General features: G+C 70.5%; 16 protein-coding genes, 1 rRNA gene and 1 riboswitch. Of the genes, 12 read left to right on the forward strand and 5 right to left on the reverse strand.

What is annotated here, in order from left to right; translation table 11 throughout:
• From rrf to IF28_RS0102680, 11 genes are all read left to right on the forward strand, one after another.
• Positions 1-96 (forward strand): 5S ribosomal RNA (rrf, locus tag IF28_RS36870); the annotation flags it as partial.
• Between the two features lie 112 nt (positions 97-208).
• On the forward strand, positions 209-817 hold the full coding sequence (locus tag IF28_RS0102635; protein WP_030213223.1) for a CDP-alcohol phosphatidyltransferase family protein: 609 nt from the start codon (positions 209-211) through the stop codon (positions 815-817).
• A 115-nt stretch (positions 818-932) separates the two neighbouring features.
• On the forward strand, positions 933-3428 hold the full coding sequence (locus tag IF28_RS0102640) for a mannose-1-phosphate guanyltransferase (RefSeq protein WP_030213226.1): 2496 nt from the start codon (positions 933-935) through the stop codon (positions 3426-3428).
• Between the two features lie 116 nt (positions 3429-3544).
• On the forward strand, positions 3545-4450 hold the full coding sequence (locus tag IF28_RS0102645; protein ID WP_078620815.1) for a DUF881 domain-containing protein: 906 nt from the start codon (positions 3545-3547) through the stop codon (positions 4448-4450).
• The gene (locus tag IF28_RS0102650; RefSeq protein WP_003988855.1) at positions 4447-4779 is read left to right on the forward strand and encodes a small basic family protein; all 333 of its coding nucleotides are present in this window, start codon (positions 4447-4449) and stop codon (positions 4777-4779) included. Before IF28_RS0102645 ends, IF28_RS0102650 begins: the two co-directional genes overlap by 4 nt.
• 5 nt (positions 4780-4784) lie before the next feature.
• Complete coding sequence (locus tag IF28_RS0102655; RefSeq protein ID WP_037892453.1) at positions 4785-5687, forward strand: DUF881 domain-containing protein; 903 nt, start codon at positions 4785-4787, stop codon at positions 5685-5687.
• A 61-nt stretch (positions 5688-5748) separates the two neighbouring features.
• Positions 5749-6687, forward strand: a complete 939-nt coding sequence (locus IF28_RS37395) for an FHA domain-containing protein (protein WP_078620816.1) — start codon at positions 5749-5751, stop codon at positions 6685-6687.
• Between the two features lie 38 nt (positions 6688-6725).
• The gene (locus tag IF28_RS0102665; RefSeq protein ID WP_030213238.1) at positions 6726-7469 is read left to right on the forward strand and encodes a MerR family transcriptional regulator; all 744 of its coding nucleotides are present in this window, start codon (positions 6726-6728) and stop codon (positions 7467-7469) included.
• An 84-nt stretch (positions 7470-7553) separates the two neighbouring features.
• Complete coding sequence (locus IF28_RS0102670) at positions 7554-8027, forward strand: bifunctional nuclease family protein (protein WP_004934251.1); 474 nt, start codon at positions 7554-7556, stop codon at positions 8025-8027.
• A gap of 190 nt (positions 8028-8217) precedes the next feature.
• Positions 8218-8901, forward strand: a complete 684-nt coding sequence (locus IF28_RS0102675; protein ID WP_078620817.1) for a MerR family transcriptional regulator — start codon at positions 8218-8220, stop codon at positions 8899-8901.
• Positions 8902-8959: 58 nt separating this feature from the next.
• Positions 8960-10366 carry a DNA polymerase IV gene (locus tag IF28_RS0102680; RefSeq protein WP_030213241.1) on the forward strand — a complete coding sequence of 469 codons (1407 nt, stop codon included), beginning with the start codon at positions 8960-8962 and terminating at the stop codon, positions 10364-10366.
• A gap of 10 nt (positions 10367-10376) precedes the next feature.
• Here IF28_RS0102680 and IF28_RS0102685 read toward each other — a convergent pair whose 3' ends face one another.
• A complete protein-coding gene (locus IF28_RS0102685) occupies positions 10377-10751 on the reverse strand; it encodes a PRC-barrel domain-containing protein (protein ID WP_030213243.1) in 375 nt (124 codons plus the stop codon).
• 113 nt (positions 10752-10864) lie between these two features.
• A riboswitch (glycine riboswitch) is annotated at positions 10865-10960 on the forward strand.
• A 174-nt stretch (positions 10961-11134) separates the two neighbouring features.
• Between IF28_RS0102685 and gcvP the strand changes: the two genes are divergently transcribed.
• Complete coding sequence (gene gcvP / locus IF28_RS0102690) at positions 11135-14020, forward strand: aminomethyl-transferring glycine dehydrogenase (protein ID WP_030213245.1); 2886 nt, start codon at positions 11135-11137, stop codon at positions 14018-14020.
• A 138-nt stretch (positions 14021-14158) separates the two neighbouring features.
• On the opposite strand, the gene IF28_RS0102695 is transcribed toward gcvP, so the two are convergent.
• The 4 genes from IF28_RS0102695 to IF28_RS0102710 form a co-directional block, all read right to left on the reverse strand.
• Positions 14159-14554 carry a TOBE domain-containing protein gene (locus tag IF28_RS0102695; RefSeq protein ID WP_030213246.1) on the reverse strand — a complete coding sequence of 132 codons (396 nt, stop codon included), beginning with the start codon at positions 14552-14554 and terminating at the stop codon, positions 14159-14161.
• A 5-nt stretch (positions 14555-14559) separates the two neighbouring features.
• A complete protein-coding gene (locus IF28_RS0102700) occupies positions 14560-15600 on the reverse strand; it encodes a LacI family DNA-binding transcriptional regulator (protein WP_030213247.1) in 1041 nt (346 codons plus the stop codon).
• A gap of 210 nt (positions 15601-15810) precedes the next feature.
• On the reverse strand, positions 15811-16011 hold the full coding sequence (locus IF28_RS0102705) for a DUF5999 family protein (RefSeq protein ID WP_030213249.1): 201 nt from the start codon (positions 16009-16011) through the stop codon (positions 15811-15813).
• Between the two features lie 311 nt (positions 16012-16322).
• Positions 16323-16907: a hypothetical protein gene (locus IF28_RS0102710; protein WP_030213253.1), complete on the reverse strand. Its 585-nt coding sequence runs from the start codon at positions 16905-16907 to the stop codon at positions 16323-16325.
• Positions 16908-17250: the final 343 nt, after the last annotated feature.

Consider the following 17250-nt stretch of genomic DNA (forward strand, 5'->3'; position numbering starts at 1 on the left):
GAAACGCCCGGTTACATTTCGAACCCGGAAGCTAAGCCTTACAGCGCCGATGGTACTGCAGGGGGGACCCTGTGGGAGAGTAGGACGCCGCCGAACAATTCTTAATAGAGCTCTGGCTCTTGGGCGTACAGCCCAAGAGCCAGAGCTTTTTTGCGTTGAGGTAGGGTCGGAGGGCATCATCGACACGTTTCCCACAGGAGGATCCCGGGTGGAGGTCCAGGAGACGCGGGTCCAGACAAACCGCGTCCTCACCATCCCGAACATGCTCAGCATGGCGCGGCTCGTCGGCGTACCGCTGTTCCTGTGGTTGATCCTGCGCCCCGAGTTCGGTGGCCCCAAGAGTGACGGCTGGGCACTCCTGGTGCTGGCCTTCAGTGGCGTCAGTGACTACCTGGACGGCAAGCTCGCGCGACGGTGGAACCAGGTCAGCAGCCTCGGCCGGCTGCTCGACCCCGCCGCCGACCGGCTCTACATCCTCTCCACCCTCGTAGGCCTCACCTGGCGCGAGATTCTGCCGCTCTGGCTGACGGCCGTACTGCTGGCCCGTGAACTGGTCCTGCTCGTGATGGTGGGCATCCTCAGGCGGCACGGCTATCCGCCGCCGCAGGTGAACTTCCTGGGGAAGGCCGCCACCTTCAACCTGATGTACGCCTTCCCACTGCTCCTGCTCAGTGACGGAACTGGCTGGATCTCGTCACTCGCTGCTATTTTCGGCTGGGCGTTCGCCGGATGGGGTACAACCCTGTATTGGTGGGCAGGAGTGCTCTACGTGGTCCAAGTCCGCCGCCTGGTTCGTGCGGACGCCATGGCCGAATGAACTCGCTGATTGGCTCGCGCATGGGCGCGCGATGACCCGCGGTGGAAAAGCGCGGGACAACCCAGGCGGGTGAAGTCGGTCAGACCGTCGTCTCTTCGAGGAGGACGCTTCCGACATGAAGGCCGTCGTGATGGCCGGAGGCGAAGGCACCCGCCTTCGCCCCATGACCTCAAGCATGCCCAAGCCGCTCCTGCCGGTGGCCAACAGGCCGATCATGGAGCATGTGCTGCGGCTGCTCAAAAGGCATGGGCTCAACGAAACCGTTGTGACTGTCCAGTTCCTCGCATCGCTCGTCAAGAACTACTTCGGTGACGGCGAAGAGCTCGGAATGGAGCTCAGCTACGCCAATGAGGAGAAGCCACTCGGCACCGCCGGGAGCGTCAAGAACGCCGAGGAGGCGCTCAAGGACGATGCCTTTCTCGTCATCTCGGGCGATGCGCTCACCGACTTCGACCTCACCGAGCTGATCAATTTCCACAAGGAAAAGGGCGCCCTGGTCACGGTCTGTCTGACCCGCGTCCCCAATCCGCTGGAATTCGGCATCACCATCGTGGACGAGGAAGGCAAGGTCGAGCGCTTCCTCGAGAAGCCGACCTGGGGACAGGTCTTCTCCGACACGGTGAACACCGGCATCTACGTCATGGAGCCCGAGGTCTTCGACTACGTCGACCCCGATGTGCCCGTCGACTGGTCCGGTGACGTCTTCCCGCAGCTGATGAAGGAAGGCAAGCCCGTCTACGGCTATGTCGCCGAAGGCTACTGGGAGGATGTCGGCACCCACGAGAGCTATGTGAAGGCGCAGGCCGACGTCCTGGAGGGCAAGGTCGACGTCGACATCGACGGCTTCGAGATCTCCTCGGGCGTGTGGGTCGCCGAGGGAGCCGAGGTACATCCCGACGCCGTACTGCGCGGACCGCTCTACATCGGCGACTACGCCAAGGTCGAAGCCGGCGCGGAGATCCGTGAGCACACGGTCGTGGGATCCAACGTCGTCGTGAAGAGCGGAGCCTTCCTCCACAAGGCCGTCGTCCACGACAACGTCTACGTCGGCCCGCACAGCAACCTGCGCGGCTGTGTCGTCGGCAAGAACACCGACATCATGCGCGCCGCCCGCATCGAGGACGGCGCCGTCATCGGAGACGAATGCCTGATCGGTGAAGAATCGATCGTCCAGGGCAATGTGCGGGTCTACCCGTTCAAGACGATCGAGGCCGGTGCGTTCGTCAACACCTCGGTGATCTGGGAGTCCCGGGGACAGGCGCACCTCTTCGGAGCCCGCGGCGTCTCCGGGATCCTGAACGTCGAGATCACGCCGGAACTCGCCGTACGGCTGGCCGGCGCGTACGCGACCACGCTGAAGAAGGGCTCGACCGTCACCACGGCGCGCGACCACTCCCGCGGCGCCCGGGCGCTGAAGCGGGCGGTCATCTCCGCGCTGCAGGCCAGCGCCATCGACGTGCGGGACCTGGAGAACGTCCCGCTGCCCGTGGCGCGGCAGCAGACCGCGCGGGGAAGCGCGGGCGGCATCATGATCCGGACCACGACCGGAGTGCCGGACTCCGTCGACATCATGTTCTTCGACGGACAGGGCGCCGACCTCTCGCAGGGCAGCCAGCGCAAGCTGGACCGGGTGTTCGCACGGCAGGAGTACCGGCGGGCGTTCCCCGGCGAGATCGGGGATCTGCACTTCCCGGCCAGCGTCTACGACTCGTACACGGGTTCGCTGCTGCGCAATGTCGATACCACCGGTATCGCCGAGTCCGGGCTCAAGGTTGTCGTCGACGCGTCGAACGGCAGCGCCGGCCTGGTGCTGCCCAGCCTGCTCGGCAAGCTGGGCGTCGACTCGCTGACCATCAACCCCGGCCTCGACGAGTCCAGGCCCACCGAGACGGCCGACATGCGGCGTTCGGGACTGGTGCGGCTCGGGGAGATCGTGGCGTCCTCCGGTGCCGCGTTCGGCGTGCGGTTCGACCCCGTCGGTGAGCGGCTGTCCCTGGTCGACGAGAAGGGGCGGATCGTCGAGGACGACCGGTCCCTGCTGGTGATGCTCGACCTCATCGCCTCCGAGCGGCGCAGCGGCCGGGTGGCGCTCCCGGTGACCACCACCAGGATCGCCGAGCAGGTCGCGGCGTACCACGGGACGCAGGTCGAGTGGACGACCACGTCGCCCGACGACCTCACCCGCGTGGGTGGTGAGGAAGGGACGATCTTCGGAGGTGACGGGAAGGGCGGCTTCATCGTCCCGGAGTTCAGCAGCGTCTACGACGGCACCGCGGCCTTCGTACGGCTCATCGGGCTGGTGGCGCGGACGCAGCTCACGCTCAGCCAGATCGACGCGCGTATTCCGCGCGCGCATGTGCTCAAGCGGGACCTGGCGACCCCGTGGGCCGTCAAGGGCCTCGTCATGCGGCGGGTCGTGGAGGCGGCCGGAGACCGCTTCGTGGACACCACCGACGGTGTCCGGGTGGTGGAGACCGACGGCCGCTGGGTGATGGTGCTGCCCGACCCGGCCGAGGCGGTCACCCATCTGTGGGCCGAGGGGCCCGACGACGCCTCCGCGCAGGCGCTGCTCGACGAGTGGGCGGCGATCGTGGACAGCGCGGGACGGTGATCGGCCCGCGCGAGCGGTAGCACGAGCGGTACCGGCGTGCCGGACAACTGTCCCCAACGGGGCCCGTCCGGCACGCCGGTAGGTCCGTTCGGAGGTAGTGGCCGCGGCGTGCGACGATGTGCGGCATGCCGCAGCAACCCCCCGTTCGGAGCACACCCGCGCGGCCCGCACGCCCTGACGCCTCCATGTCGTTGCTCACCAACGTCATGGACCACAGCCTCGACGAGGGATACGCGGAAGCCGCCGCGCGCAGGAAGGCCGTCGGCGAGAGCGGCCTGCCGAGGACGCTCCGGGCGAAGCTGGGGCTCGCCGTCGGTTTGGTGCTCGCCGCCCTGGTCGTGACCGTGGGCGCCGCACAGGCCCGGGTCGAGGCCCCCGTCGTCGCCAAGGAGCGCGAGGAACTGATCGACCGGATCGATCAGGAGACCGACGCCGCGGACGAGCTCGAGGACAGTGTCGACGCACTGCGCGCCGACGTGGGCGCCCGGCAGCGCGAGGCGCTCCGGGACAGCGGAGGTGACCGGTCCGCGCTGGTGGGCATGCTGTCCGGTGCCGTCGCGGTGCACGGCCCCGGAGTGCGGCTGGTGGTCAACGACGCCAAGGACGCGAGCGGGGGCGGCGAGGGCGGCGGCCCGCGTTCGACCTCCGGGTTCTCCGACACCGGGCGGGTCCGCGACCGTGACATGCAGCGGGTGGTCAACGGTCTGTGGGAGTCCGGCGCCGAGGCCGTCTCCATCAACGGGCAGCGGCTCACCGCCCTGTCGGCGATCAGGGCCGCGGGAGACGCGATACTGGTCGACAACAAGCCGCTGGTGCCGCCGTACACGGTGCTCGCGGTGGGGGACGGCGGGGAGCTGAGCGACCGGTTCCAGAACAGCGCGGACGGGCTCTATCTGCACGCGCTGCAGGAGAACTACGGCATCCGGACGGCCATCTCCGTGGAGGACGACGTCCGGCTGCCCGCCGCGCCGAGCGTGACCGTACGTACCGCACAGCCGATAACCGAGAAGGGCACATCGTGATCGCCGTACTGGGCCTCGTCGTGGGAGTCGTGGCCGGACTGTTGGTCCGGCCCGAGGTTCCGGCGGTCGTCGAGCCTTACCTGCCGATCGCCGTCGTCGCGGCGCTCGACGCGGTCTTCGGAGGGCTGCGGGCCATGCTCGACGGCATCTTCGACGACAAGGTCTTCGTGGTGTCGTTCCTGTCGAACGTCGTCGTCGCCGCGCTGATCGTGTTCCTCGGCGACAAACTCGGCGTGGGGGCCCAGCTGTCCACGGGTGTCGTCGTGGTCCTCGGTATCCGTATCTTCTCCAACGCCGCGGCGATCCGTCGGCATGTGTTCCGGGCGTGAGGCCGATGAACGAGCGTGAACCCGAGGAGACGACACGCCCGGCGGTGTCCCCGCCCCGGCCCGCACCGGACGCCTCGTCCGTGACCGGGCTGCGCAGGGAACTGCCCGCGGAGGTGCCGGCCGAAGTGCCCGCCAGGCCGCCCACACCGGCGGAGGAGGACGTTCCGGAGCCCCCGCCCGGGCTGACGGGCCGGCAGCGGCTGGTGAACGGGCTGTGGCCGCCACGGTTGACCCGGGCCCAACTCATCGTCGCCCTCCTGCTCTTCGGACTCGGATTCGGTCTGGCCGTCCAGGTGGCGTCGAACAGCGACGGCGACAGCGCGCTGCGCGGGGCACGTCAGGAAGATCTTGTGCGCATCCTCGATGAACTCGACGACCGCACAGAGCGTCTTGAGGACGAGAAGCAGGGACTCGAGAAGCAGCGCGACGAGCTGGAGAACAGCTCCGACCAGGCCGAAGAGGCCCGCAAGCAGACGATCGAGAAGGAACGGCAACTCGGCGTGCTGGCGGGCACCGTGGCCGCGCAGGGTCCCGGCATCACGATGACCATCGAGGACACGAAGGGGACGGTCGAGGCGGACATGCTGCTCGACACCATCCAGGAGCTGCGCGCGGCCGGTGCCGAGGCGATCCAGGTCAACGGTGTGCGGGTGGTGGCGGGCACCTATCTGACCGATTCCGGCGCGGACGGGATCGGCGTGGACGGGAACAAGATCACCGCGCCCTATCGTTTCAAGGTCATCGGCAAGCCGCAGGATCTCGAGCCGGCGCTCAACATCCCCGGAGGTGTGGTGCAGACTCTCGAAAAGGAACAGGCCACGGTTACCGTGGAGCGGTCGACCAAGATCGTCGTGGATGCCTTGCGGACGGTGAAGCGGCCTGACTACGCTCGGTCGTCCTCCCAGTGAACCGGGGGTGCATGCGGGGCGTCCGGCGAGGGCAAGAGGTTGCGGGGGGTCGGCGCACCGAATGGGTGGTGCGTGGTGGAAACTGTCTGGCGGAGGCGGACGTTGTGAAGATGTCCGGGTCGGTCAATGTGTTCAGTCAGGGTTCGTCCTGCCCCACGGGCGGGTCTGTTTCGGTCAAGGGGAATCGCCCGTGAAGTTGTTTGGGAAGTTGTTCGGCAAGAGCGCGCGGCGAGAGGGCGGCGACAACGCGACCGCTCGCCATCGCGCACAGCCCGACGCGGAAGGTCAGCGTCCGCTGTTCCGGGACCAGGTCGGCGGCGGGCAGGGCGGCGCGTCCGTTGACCCCGCGCAGTCGGGCGGCATAGGTTTCGGGCAACCGTCGACCTCAGGTGCGGGTGGAGGGTTCTCCGACCCGTACGCGTCCCACGCCCCTGGGGGGCAGCCGCGGCAGGAGGATCCGTCCATGTCGGCCCTGGTGTGTACGAGGTGCGGCAACCGCAACGCGGAGAACAGCCGCTTCTGTTCCAACTGCGGCGCGCCGCTCAAGCCGGGAGTCACCCCGGAGCGCCCCTCCGAGACGACGTCCACGATCTCGATCTCCGGTCTCGAGGCCTACGACGCCGAGGCGACCGGGCAGACGCAGATGCCGACGCTGTCTCCCGAGGCACAGGCGGCCGTCGACGCGCTGCCGATGGGCTCCGCGCTCCTCGTCGTGCGCCGCGGGCCGAACTCGGGCAGCCGCTTCCTGCTGGACGGCGACCTGACCACGGCCGGGCGTCACCCCCAGAGCGACATCTTCCTGGACGACGTGACGGTCTCCCGGCGGCACGTGGAGTTCCGGCGCAGCCCGGACGGCTCCTTCACGGTGGCCGACGTGGGCAGCCTGAACGGCACGTACGTCAACCGGGAGCGGATCGACCAGGTCGCCCTTGCCAACGGTGACGAGGTGCAGATCGGCAAGTACCGGCTGGTCTTCTACGCGAGCCAGCGGGGCTACTGAGCTCCCCGGATCCGTCCGGGGGACCCCAGGGAAGGTTCATGGTTCAGACACCGAGCGGCGGTGCCGGGGACGGCGCCGCCGCCGCGGGCACCGGACTGATGAGCATCGGCGCGGTGCTGAACGTGCTGCGTGAGGAGTTCCCCGAGGTCACCATCTCCAAGATCCGCTTCCTGGAGGCGGAGGGGCTGATCGAGCCGCAGCGGACCCCGTCGGGGTATCGCAAGTTCAGTCCCGGGGACGTGGAGCGCCTCGGCCATGTGCTGCGTATGCAGCGCGATCACTATCTGCCGCTCAAGGTGATCCGGGAGCACCTGGAGGCCTTGGAGCGCGGAGAGGCTCCCCGGCTGCCGGTGCTGGGCCGTCAGCGTGACGGGGAGGCCACCGGGCAGGAGTTTCCCGCCGAGGCGCCCACGGGGGCGCGCATCGGGCGTGGCGGGCTGCTGGCGGCCGCCGGCGTGGACGAGCGGGTGCTCGCCGAGTGGGAGTCGTACGGTCTGCTCGCCCCGGTCGGGGACGGGGTGTACGACGCGGAGGCGGTCACCGTGGCCGGGCTCATCACCGAGCTGGGGCGGTTCGGGATCGAGCCGCGTCATCTGCGGGCGATGAAGGCCGCCGCCGACCGTGAGGCCGGCCTGGTGGACCAGGTCGTCGCCCCGCTGAAGCGTCACCGCAACCCGCAGACCCGGGTCCACGCGGAGGCCCGCGCGAAGGAGCTGGCGGGACTCACGGTGAAACTGCACGCGGCACTGGTGCAGGCGGCCCTCGGGATACGGCTGCCCTGAGGCGACGGAGGCCGGAAGGCCGGATCGGGCACCCGTTCCCTGCCCGACTACCCAAACGTCCCGGGCACGGCCTAGGGTTGCTGTGTGAACGAGCTCGATGTCGTAGGTGTCCGGGTCGAGATGCCCTCCAACCAACCGATCGTGCTGTTGCGCGAGGTGGGCGGCGACCGCTACCTCCCCATCTGGATCGGACCGGGGGAGGCGACGGCCATCGCCTTCGCCCAGCAGGGCATGGCACCCGCACGGCCGCTGACCCACGACCTGTTCAAGGACGTGCTGGAAGCCGTCGGCCAGGAGCTCACTGAAGTGCGCATCACCGATTTGCGCGAGGGCGTGTTCTACGCGGAGCTGGTGTTCGCCAGCGGTGTCGAGGTGAGTGCCCGCCCCTCGGACGCCATAGCGCTGGCCCTGCGGACGGGGACGCCGATCTACGGCAGTGACACGGTGCTCGACGACGCCGGGATCGCCATCCCGGACGAGCAGGAGGACGAGGTGGAGAAGTTCCGCGAGTTCCTCGACCAGATCTCGCCGGAGGACTTCGGAACCAGCAATCAGTAAGGGCGGCGGCCGCCGCCCGGGCACGAGGCCGAGGCCCGTGCCGAGGGCATTCGGCTAGCCTTTCCCGGACTGAGGGTACGGGAAACCACTCTTAGGGTGATTATCACTCGGCGTGCCGAGTGTGGCGATCGTTGACGCACCCTTGGTGACTGCCTACCTTCGAGGAGGCAGGTCAAGGACGGAGGTCGGCGTGAGAAGCAGCGGCGACGGTACGGCTGGGGGTGCCCCGGAACGCGGTCTCGGGGCTGGCGGGCCGTACCCTCCCCAGAGCTCCCGGCTCCGTCCGGGCGGGGCGTATCCCTCGCGCGGCGGCGCGATCGACCAGGCTCCACAGCGGCCGGCGGCCGTGCCGAGCAGCGGAGGGGCGGCGTCCATGGCGTCCGAGCAGATCGGCTACCGGGGGCCCACGGCCTGCGCCGCAGCCGGTATCACCTACCGGCAGCTCGACTACTGGGCCCGTACCGGGCTGGTCGAGCCGAGCGTGCGGCCGGCCCATGGATCGGGCACGCAGCGGCTGTACAGCTTCCGCGACGTCGTCGTGCTGAAGATCGTCAAGCGGTTCCTCGACACGGGTGTGTCCCTGCAGAACATCCGCGCCGCGGTCCAGCACCTGGGTGAGCAGGGCTTCAGCGACCTGGAGCGCATGACGCTGATGAGCGACGGGGCCACGGTCTACGAGTGCACCTCGCCCGACGAGGTGCACGCCCTGCTCCAGGGCGGCCAGGGCGTCTTCGGCATCGCCGTCGGCGTGGTGTGGCGGGACGTGGAGAGCGCGCTGTCGCAGCTGCACGGGGAGCGCGTCGACACCGGGGAGACCCTGGTCGGGCACAACCCGATGGACGAACTGGCGGCTCGGCGCAACAAGGCGGTCTGAGCCCCTTCGAGCGGTCCGCGGACGGCCGTTGTCAGTGGCGTAGGGCAGCATCGGAGTCGTGAGATCCGCGCCCACGATCCTGCATCTCGACATGGACGCCTTCTTCGCCTCGGTGGAGCAGGCGTCCAAGCCGAGCCTGCGCGGGAAAGCGGTGGTCGTGGGCGGGCTCGGGCCCCGCGGTGTGGTGGCCACCGCCTCGTACGAGGCCCGGGTCTTCGGCGTCCACTCCGCGATGCCCATGGCACAGGCCCGGCGGCTCGCGCCGAACGCCGCCTATCTGGTTCCGCGGTTCGCCCTCTACCGGTCGATCAGCGACCAGGTGATGCGGCTGCTGCGGGCCCTGTCACCGCTCGTGGAGCCGCTGAGCCTGGACGAGGCGTTCGTGGACCTGGAGGCCGGTGGCACGGCCTGGGACGAGCGGTCGGCGCGCCTGGCCGGAGCGAAGCTGCGCGCGGACATACGGGCGGGCACCGCGCTCACCGGGTCGGTGGGCCTCGCGGCCTCCAAGATGCTGGCGAAGATCGCCTCGGAGCAGGCGAAGCCGGACGGACTGGTGCTGATCGAGCCGGGCACGGAGCGGGCCCTGCTGGCCCCGCTGTCCGTGCGCACCCTGCCGGGTGTCGGCCCGGCGACCGGTGACCATCTGCGCCGGGCGGGGATCCACACGGTCGAGGAGATCGCGGAGGCGGGGGAGGACGAGCTCGTACGGCTGCTCGGCAAGGCGCACGGGCACGCGCTGTTCGCGATGGCGCTGGCCCGGGACGAGCGGCCCGTGGTGGCCGAGCGGGAGACCAAGTCGGTGTCGGTCGAGGACACGTACGACGTGGACATCCACGACCGGGTGCGGGTCGGTACGGAGGTACGGCGGCTGGCCGACCGGTGCGTGCGCAGGCTGCGGGCGGCGGGACTGTCGGGCCGGACCATCGTGCTGAAGGTGCGCCGGTACGACTTCTCGACCCTCACCCGCTCCGAGACCCTGCGCGGCCCCACGGACGATCCGGCCGTGGTGCGGGAGGCGGCCGCGCGGCTGCTGGACTCGGTCGACACGACCGGCGGGGTGCGGTTGCTCGGGGTCGGGGTCAGCGGGCTGGCGGACTACACGCAGGAGGACCTGTTCGCGCAGGCGGCGGGCGCAGTCGCCGACGAGTCCCCGCAGGAGGAGACGGACGCCGCTCCCGCACCGGAGCCGGAGGCGCCCGCCGAGCGGCGCTGGCCGGCCGGACACGACGTACGGCATGCCGGGCACGGGCACGGGTGGGTCCAGGGCAGCGGTCTCGGCCGGGTGACCGTGCGCTTCGAGACGCCCGGCTCACAGCCGGGCCGGGTGAAGACCTTCCGCGTCGACGACCCGGCCCTCGAGCCGGCGGACCCGCTTCCGCTGGTGCCCCGGCCACCCGGGGAGGACGAGGAGGACGAGGAGGAGAGCGCGACGGCCGGCGGAGGGAAGAGGCCGCGGAACCGGTGAGCGGGACGGGTCAGGCCGGCTTGTCGTTGCCCGCGAGCTTGCCGAAGTCGTGGTCCGGGAGGGGAGCGGGAGCGGCGATGTCCAGACCGTAGTGGTGGTAGAGCTGGAGTTCCTGCTCCGGGGAGAGATGGCGGCCCACACCGAAGTCGGGGGCCTCCTTGATGAGGGCGCGTTCGAAGGGGACGTGGAGGGCGCCGTCGACGAGATCGCTGGGTTCCAGGGGGACGAAGGCGTCCCTGCTGAACAGTCCGGTGCGTATCGCCGCCCATTCCGGTACGCCCGTGGCGTCGTCGAGGTAGATCTCGTCGATCGTGCCGATCCGGGTTCCGTTGCGGTCGAACGCCTTGCGGCCGATCAGGTGGCGCGGATCGATGTCGGTCTGCACGGGCCCTCCACTGGTCGCAAACTCATCCGTAAGCACTACAGAACGGCACAATCGGCTGGACGGCCACTCGAAAGTTCTGACGGGGTGCGCGCTGGTACGCTGACAGCGGCTGCTGACCCCGTGCGGGAGAGCCCTCCGGACGTCACCGGAGGCGCCGAAGGAGCAAATCCTCCCCGGAATCTCTCAGGCACACGTACCGCACGGACGAGGTCACTCTGGAAAGCAGGGCGGGTGTCGACGGCTTCCGCTCTCACCGACGGTGAAAGCCGGGTGCCCTCGGGTGACCCGGTGAAGCTCTCAGGTTGAGATGACAGAGGGGGAGGCCGTCCGGGCACCCGTGCCGTGGTGCCCCTCGAAGGTCGTCGGACCAGGAGGCCTCCTCAATGACCGCCCCTCGCACTCCGCTCTCCGAGCTCGAACAGGGAATTCCCTTCGAGCAGCGCCACATCGGCCCCGACCACGAAGCCCGGGCCAAGATGCTCGCCCAGGTCGGTTACGGCTCGCTGGACGAGCTCACCGCCGCCGCGGTTCCGGATGTGATCAAGAACGCCGACGCGCTGGACCTGCCGGGTGCCCGCAGCGAAGCCGAGGTGCTGGCCGAGCTGCGTGGGCTGGCCGACCGCAACGAGGTGCTCGGCTCCATGATCGGGCTCGGGTACTACGGAACCTTCACCCCGCCCGTGATCCTGCGCAACGTGATGGAGAACCCCGCCTGGTACACGGCCTACACGCCCTACCAGCCGGAGATCTCCCAGGGGCGGCTCGAGGCGCTGCTCAACTTCCAGACCGTGGTCGCCGACCTCACCGGCCTGCCGACCTCCGGCGCCTCGCTGCTCGACGAGGGCACCGCCGCCGCCGAGGCCATGGCCCTGTCGCGGCGCATGGGCAAGAACAAGAAGGGCCTGTTCCTCGTCGACGCGGACGCCCTGCCGCAGACCGTCGCCGTGATCGAGACCCGCGCCGAGCCGACCGGCGTCGAGGTCGTCGTGGCCGACCTGAGCGACGGCATCCCCGCCGGGCTCGCCGAGCGCGAGATCAACGGGGTGCTGATCCAGTACCCGGGCGCCTCCGGTGCCGTACGCGACATCAAGCCACTGATCGACCAGGCGCACGAGCGGGGCGCGCTCGTCACCGTCGCCGCCGACCTGCTCGCCCTCACGCTGCTGAAGTCGCCCGGTGAGCTGGGCGCGGACATCGCGGTCGGCACCACCCAGCGCTTCGGTGTCCCGATGGGCTTCGGCGGGCCGCACGCCGGCTACATGGCCGTACAGGAGAAGATGGCGCGCAGTCTGCCCGGACGGCTCGTCGGCGTCTCCGTCGACGCCGACGGACACAAGGCCTACCGCCTCGCCCTGCAGACCCGTGAGCAGCACATCCGCCGCGAGAAGGCCACCAGCAACATCTGCACCGCCCAGGTGCTGCTCGCCGTCATGGCCGGCATGTACGCCGTCTACCACGGCGCGGAGGGGTTGCGGCTGATCGCCCGGCGCACCCACCGCTACGCCACCGTCCTCGCCGAGGGCCTGCGGTCCGGCGGGGCCGAGATCGTGCACGGCTCGTACTTCGACACGCTGACCGTACGGGTCGCGGGCCGGGCCGCCGAGATCGTCGCCGCCGCCCGGGGCAACGGCGTCAACCTGCGCCTCGTCGACGCCGACCACGTCTCCATCGCCTGCGACGAGACCACCACCCGCGCGCAGCTGACCGCCGTGTGGAGCGCCTTCGGCGTCGACGGCGACGCGGAGGCCCTGGACGCGGCCGCGCGGGACACCCTGCCGGACGCCCTGGTGCGCAACGACGAGTACCTGACGCACCCCGTCTTCCAGCAGCACCGCTCCGAGACCGCGATGCTGCGCTATCTGCGCCGGCTCTCCGACCGGGACTACGCGCTGGACCGCGGCATGATCCCGCTGGGCTCCTGCACCATGAAGCTCAACGCGACCACCGAGATGGAGCCGGTCACCTGGCCCGAGTTCGGCCAGCTGCACCCCTTCGTGCCCGCCGAGCAGGCCCGGGGCTACCTCACGCTCATCCACGAGCTGGAGGACCGTCTCGCCGAGGTCACCGGCTACGACAAGGTGTCCCTCCAGCCCAACGCCGGATCCCAGGGCGAGCTGGCCGGACTGCTCGCCGTACGCGGCTACCACCGTGCCAACGGCGACGAGCAGCGCACCATCTGCCTCATCCCGTCCTCCGCGCACGGCACCAACGCCGCCAGCGCCGTGATGGCCGGCATGAAGGTCGTCGTCGTCAAGACGTCCGACGACGGCGAGATCGACGTCGCCGACCTGCGCGCGAAGATCGCGCGGCACCGCGACGAGCTCGCCGTGCTGATGATCACGTACCCCTCGACGCACGGCGTGTTCGAGGAGCACGTCGCCGACATCTGTGCCGAGGTGCACGAGGCCGGCGGCCAGGTGTACGTGGACGGCGCCAACCTCAACGCCCTGGTGGGTCTGGCCAAGCCGGGCCACTTCGGCGGTGACGTCTCGCACCTGAACCTGCACAAGACCTTCTGCATCCCGCACGGCGGCGGCGGCCCCGGCGTCGGCCCGGTCGGCGTTCGGGCGCACCTGGCGCCGTATCTGCCGAACCACCCGCTCCAGCCGGAGGCCGGCCCGGAGACCGGCGTCGGCCCGATCTCGGCAGCGCCGTGGGGCTCCGCGGGCATCCTGCCCATCTCCTGGGCGTACGTCCGGCTCATGGGCGGAGAGGGTCTCAAGCGCGCCACGCAGGTGGCCGTGCTGAGCGCCAACTACATCGCCAAGCGCCTGGAGCCGCACTACCCGGTGCTCTACACCGGCCCCGGCGGGCTGGTCGCGCACGAGTGCATCATCGACCTGCGCCCGCTGACCAAGGCGACCGGCGTCAGCGTGGACGACGTGGCCAAGCGGCTGATCGACTACGGCTTCCACGCGCCGACGATGTCGTTCCCGGTGGCCGGCACCCTGATGATCGAGCCCACCGAGTCCGAGGACCTGACCGAGCTCGACCGGTTCTGCGAGGCGATGATCGCGATCCGCGCGGAGATCGAGAAGGTCGGCTCCGGCGAGTGGCCGGCGGACGACAACCCGCTGCGCAACGCCCCGCACACCGCCGCCGCGCTCGGCGGGGACTGGGAGCACGCGTACACGCGCGAGGACGCCGTCTTCCCGGCCGGGGTGAGCGCCGCCGACAAGTACTGGCCGCCGGTGCGCCGTATCGACCAGGCCTTCGGCGACCGCAACCTGGTCTGCTCCTGCCCGCCGCTGGACGCGTACGAGGACTGACACCGGGCGAAGGGCCCCGCTCCGACACCGGAGCGGGGCCCTTCGCCGTCGCGGCGGACGGCGCTCTCCGGCCGGTGAGGCGCGTCCGCATCGATGCCGGAGCGCTTCCTCCGTCGGCCGGACCGGGCCGGCCTCCCGTCACGTGCGGTCGATGTGGACGTTCGTCGACTTCACGCGGGCCGTCGCTTCCACGCCGACCTCCAGGCCCAGTTCCTCGACGGCCTCGCGCGTGAGGAGGGAGACGAGGCGGTGCGGTCCGGCCTGGATCTCGACCTGGGCGGCGACGTCGCCGAGCTTGATCGCGGTGACGATGCCGGGGAAGGCGTTGCGGGCGGAGGTGTACGGGGTGTCCTCCCCGGCGGTTCCGGCGCGGGCGAGTTCGACGGAGAACGCCGCCAGGTCCCGTCCGTCGACGAGCCGCCGTCCGCCGTCGTCGCGGTGGGTGGTGATACGTCCCGCGTCCGCCCAGCGGCGGGCGGTGTCCGGGCTCACGCCGAGCAGTTTCGCTGCCTGGCCGATGGTGTAGGACTGCATGCCGGTCACGATAGGCGGTGCCCGGCGGGGGCGGCCGTGCTCGCCCGGACGACCAGGTCCGTCCCCAGCTCCACGCGCGGGGAGTCCGGCTCTTCGTCGCGGGTGAGCCGGAGCACCGTACGGACGGCGAGCTTGCCCATGTCGGCCAGCGGCTGGCGGACGGTGGTCAGCGGCGGCGCCGACCAGCGGACCTCCGGGAGGTCGTCGAAACCGACCACGCTCATGTCCTGGGGAACCCTGAGCCCCCGGCCGCGCAGTGCCTCGATCGCGCCCAGGGCCATCCGGTCGCCGGCCGCGAACACCGCGGTCGGCGGATCCGGCAGCTCCAGCAGGGTGGTGCAGCCGGCGAGGCCGGACTCCGGGTGGAAGTCGCCCGGGACGACGAGGGACTCGTCGAGGGAAATGCCGGAGCCTTCGAGGGCCGCCCGGTACCCGTCGAGGCGGGCGCGGGAGCAGAGCAGCCGGGCGGGACCGGTGATCATGCCGATCCTGCGGTGTCCCAGGGACAGCAGATGTCCGGTCGCCGCCATCCCGCCCGACCAGTTGGCGGCGCCGATGGCCGGCACGTCCAGGGCGGGGGAGCCCGCCGGGTCCACGACCACCAGCGGCACCCCGAGGATGCGCAACTCCTCGTGCAGCGTGGGTTCCAGTGCCGAGGTCACCAGGACGACGCCGTCGGAGGCGCGCGCCCGCAGGTTGCGCATCCACTCCCGGGCGTCGCCGGAGCGCCCGTGGATCGCCGAGACCACCGTGCCCACCCCGGCGCCGTGGGCGGCCTCCTCGACACCGCGGATGATCTCCACCGCCCAGGGGCTGTCGAGGTCGTCGAAGACGAGGTCGATCAGGGCCGCCCGGGAGGGCGAGGCGGCGGGGCGCTTGCGGTAGCCGTGGCGGCGCAGCAGTTCCTCGACCCGGGCACGGGTCCCCGGGGACACGTCGGAGCGGCCGTTGACCACGCGGGAGACGGTCGGCACGGAGACGCCGGCCTGCCGGGCGATCTCCGTGATCGTGACTCTGCCCCCGGCGCCGCCCCCGTGTGCTGTCACTCGCCCCACCTCCGTGACGGAATCCCGCGAAACTTCCAGGAGTCTTCCGGAAGGCGGGCGCCGCTGGGAAGGGGCGGCCGGCCGGTCACCGGTCCCGAGTGACGCACCACGGTGAGTGACCGACCACGGACGCGCGTCGGGGCCGGTGCGCGGAGGTTCCGCGTCCGGCCCCGGATGTGCCCGGGCGGGCCCCGTGCCGCCCGGTCCTCCTCAGGCGGTGGTCAGGCTGGCGCCCCGGGGACGCTGCGGGGCGATGATCCTGCCGTCGGGCAGGAGTTCACCGGTGTCCTCGAAGAACACGACACCGTTGCACAGCAGGCTCCAGCCCTGCTCCGGGTGGTGCGCCACGAGACGGGCGGATTCCCGGTCGGCGGAGTCGGCTGAGGGGCACGGTGGCTTGTGCTGGCACATGGGTGGGATCTCTCGCTCTGTGGTGACCTGTGAGTCGGCTGGTGTGTCAGTTCCGCGGCGTGAAGCTTCGTTCATGGCCGCCCCCCGTTGTGATAAGTCGGTCGGAAACCAGTGTTGTCCCGTGGACGAGGATCCGCAGGCATTTCGCGGCACCGCTCCTCACAGGTTGATGACGCGTCACCCGCGCGGGCGGTTCATCGCAACTGCACTGTCACTTCGGGTGGTTCACCGTGGCCGGATGGGGCTAGTCATTCCAGGACACGCGTGTGCCCCGCCGCTCTCCTCGGGCGGCGGGGCACACGGTGGAACCGTCAGGCGGGCGAGCCGAGCAGGCGGGTCGGTGCCACGCGGTGGGTCAGGACCGGGAGCAGGTCGCCGAACCGGTGCGGACGGTGGGCCGCGATGCCGGGCGGCGCCGGGGCGAGCGGGACGAGCAGATCGGTGGCCGCAGGGTGGCCGGTGGCGCCGTCCGCCGTGGGGTCGCCGTGCAGCCACAGCGTCAGCATGTAGAGGCTCGGCACCGACAGGAGCCGGGGCTGGTACGGCTGCGGCATGGCCTCGGCCTGGCGCAGCGCGAGCTCGGTGGAGGCGATGTAGGGGCCTTCGAAGAAACGGGAGAACGTCCAGCCGTCGGCGGTGAGCACGGTGTCCGCGGCGGCCACCGAGCGGTCGCCGGTGCGGATCAGGAAACGCCAGCCGGCCAGCCGGGTCGCCGTCCCGGCGTCGGGGGTGGTCCGGTCCAGCACGTGGACGGGAAGGGGCAGCTCGGGTGAGGCGGGTCCCTGGGCGACGAGCAGGGAGGGAGTTCGGGCCTCACTGACCGCGGTCGGGGAGGAGAGCGCGGTCAGGACGGAACGCAGTGCGGGCGCGGGAGCCGGGGGGACATGCAGGGGCATGGTGGGTCGCCTCTCATTCGAAGGCACAGTGCGAGGGCGGGGCGTGGCGGTGCGGACGGCGCTGTCAGCTCGCGAAGGCCAGAGAGGCGGGGGCCAGGGGGCTGAGCCCGGGGAACGGGGGCGAGGACTGCCGCACGCCGCCTCCCGGCTGGATCACTCGCACCGTGGGCGCCAACCTTCTGCCTTGTGCGCAAAGTTTATACGACACGCGTTCAGACTATGTTTCGGCTAGCCGTTTTCGACCGCCGGAACAAGGGTACTTCTGGCCGGTGAAAAGCGAGAATAATCCCGATTCCGGACCGGGTGCACGTCGGTGACCTCGCGAAATGGCCGCGAAGCGGTC

The sequence above is a fragment of the Streptomyces sp. NRRL WC-3626 genome, assembly GCF_000718785.1.
Classification (GTDB): domain Bacteria; phylum Actinomycetota; class Actinomycetes; order Streptomycetales; family Streptomycetaceae; genus Streptomyces; species Streptomyces edwardsiae.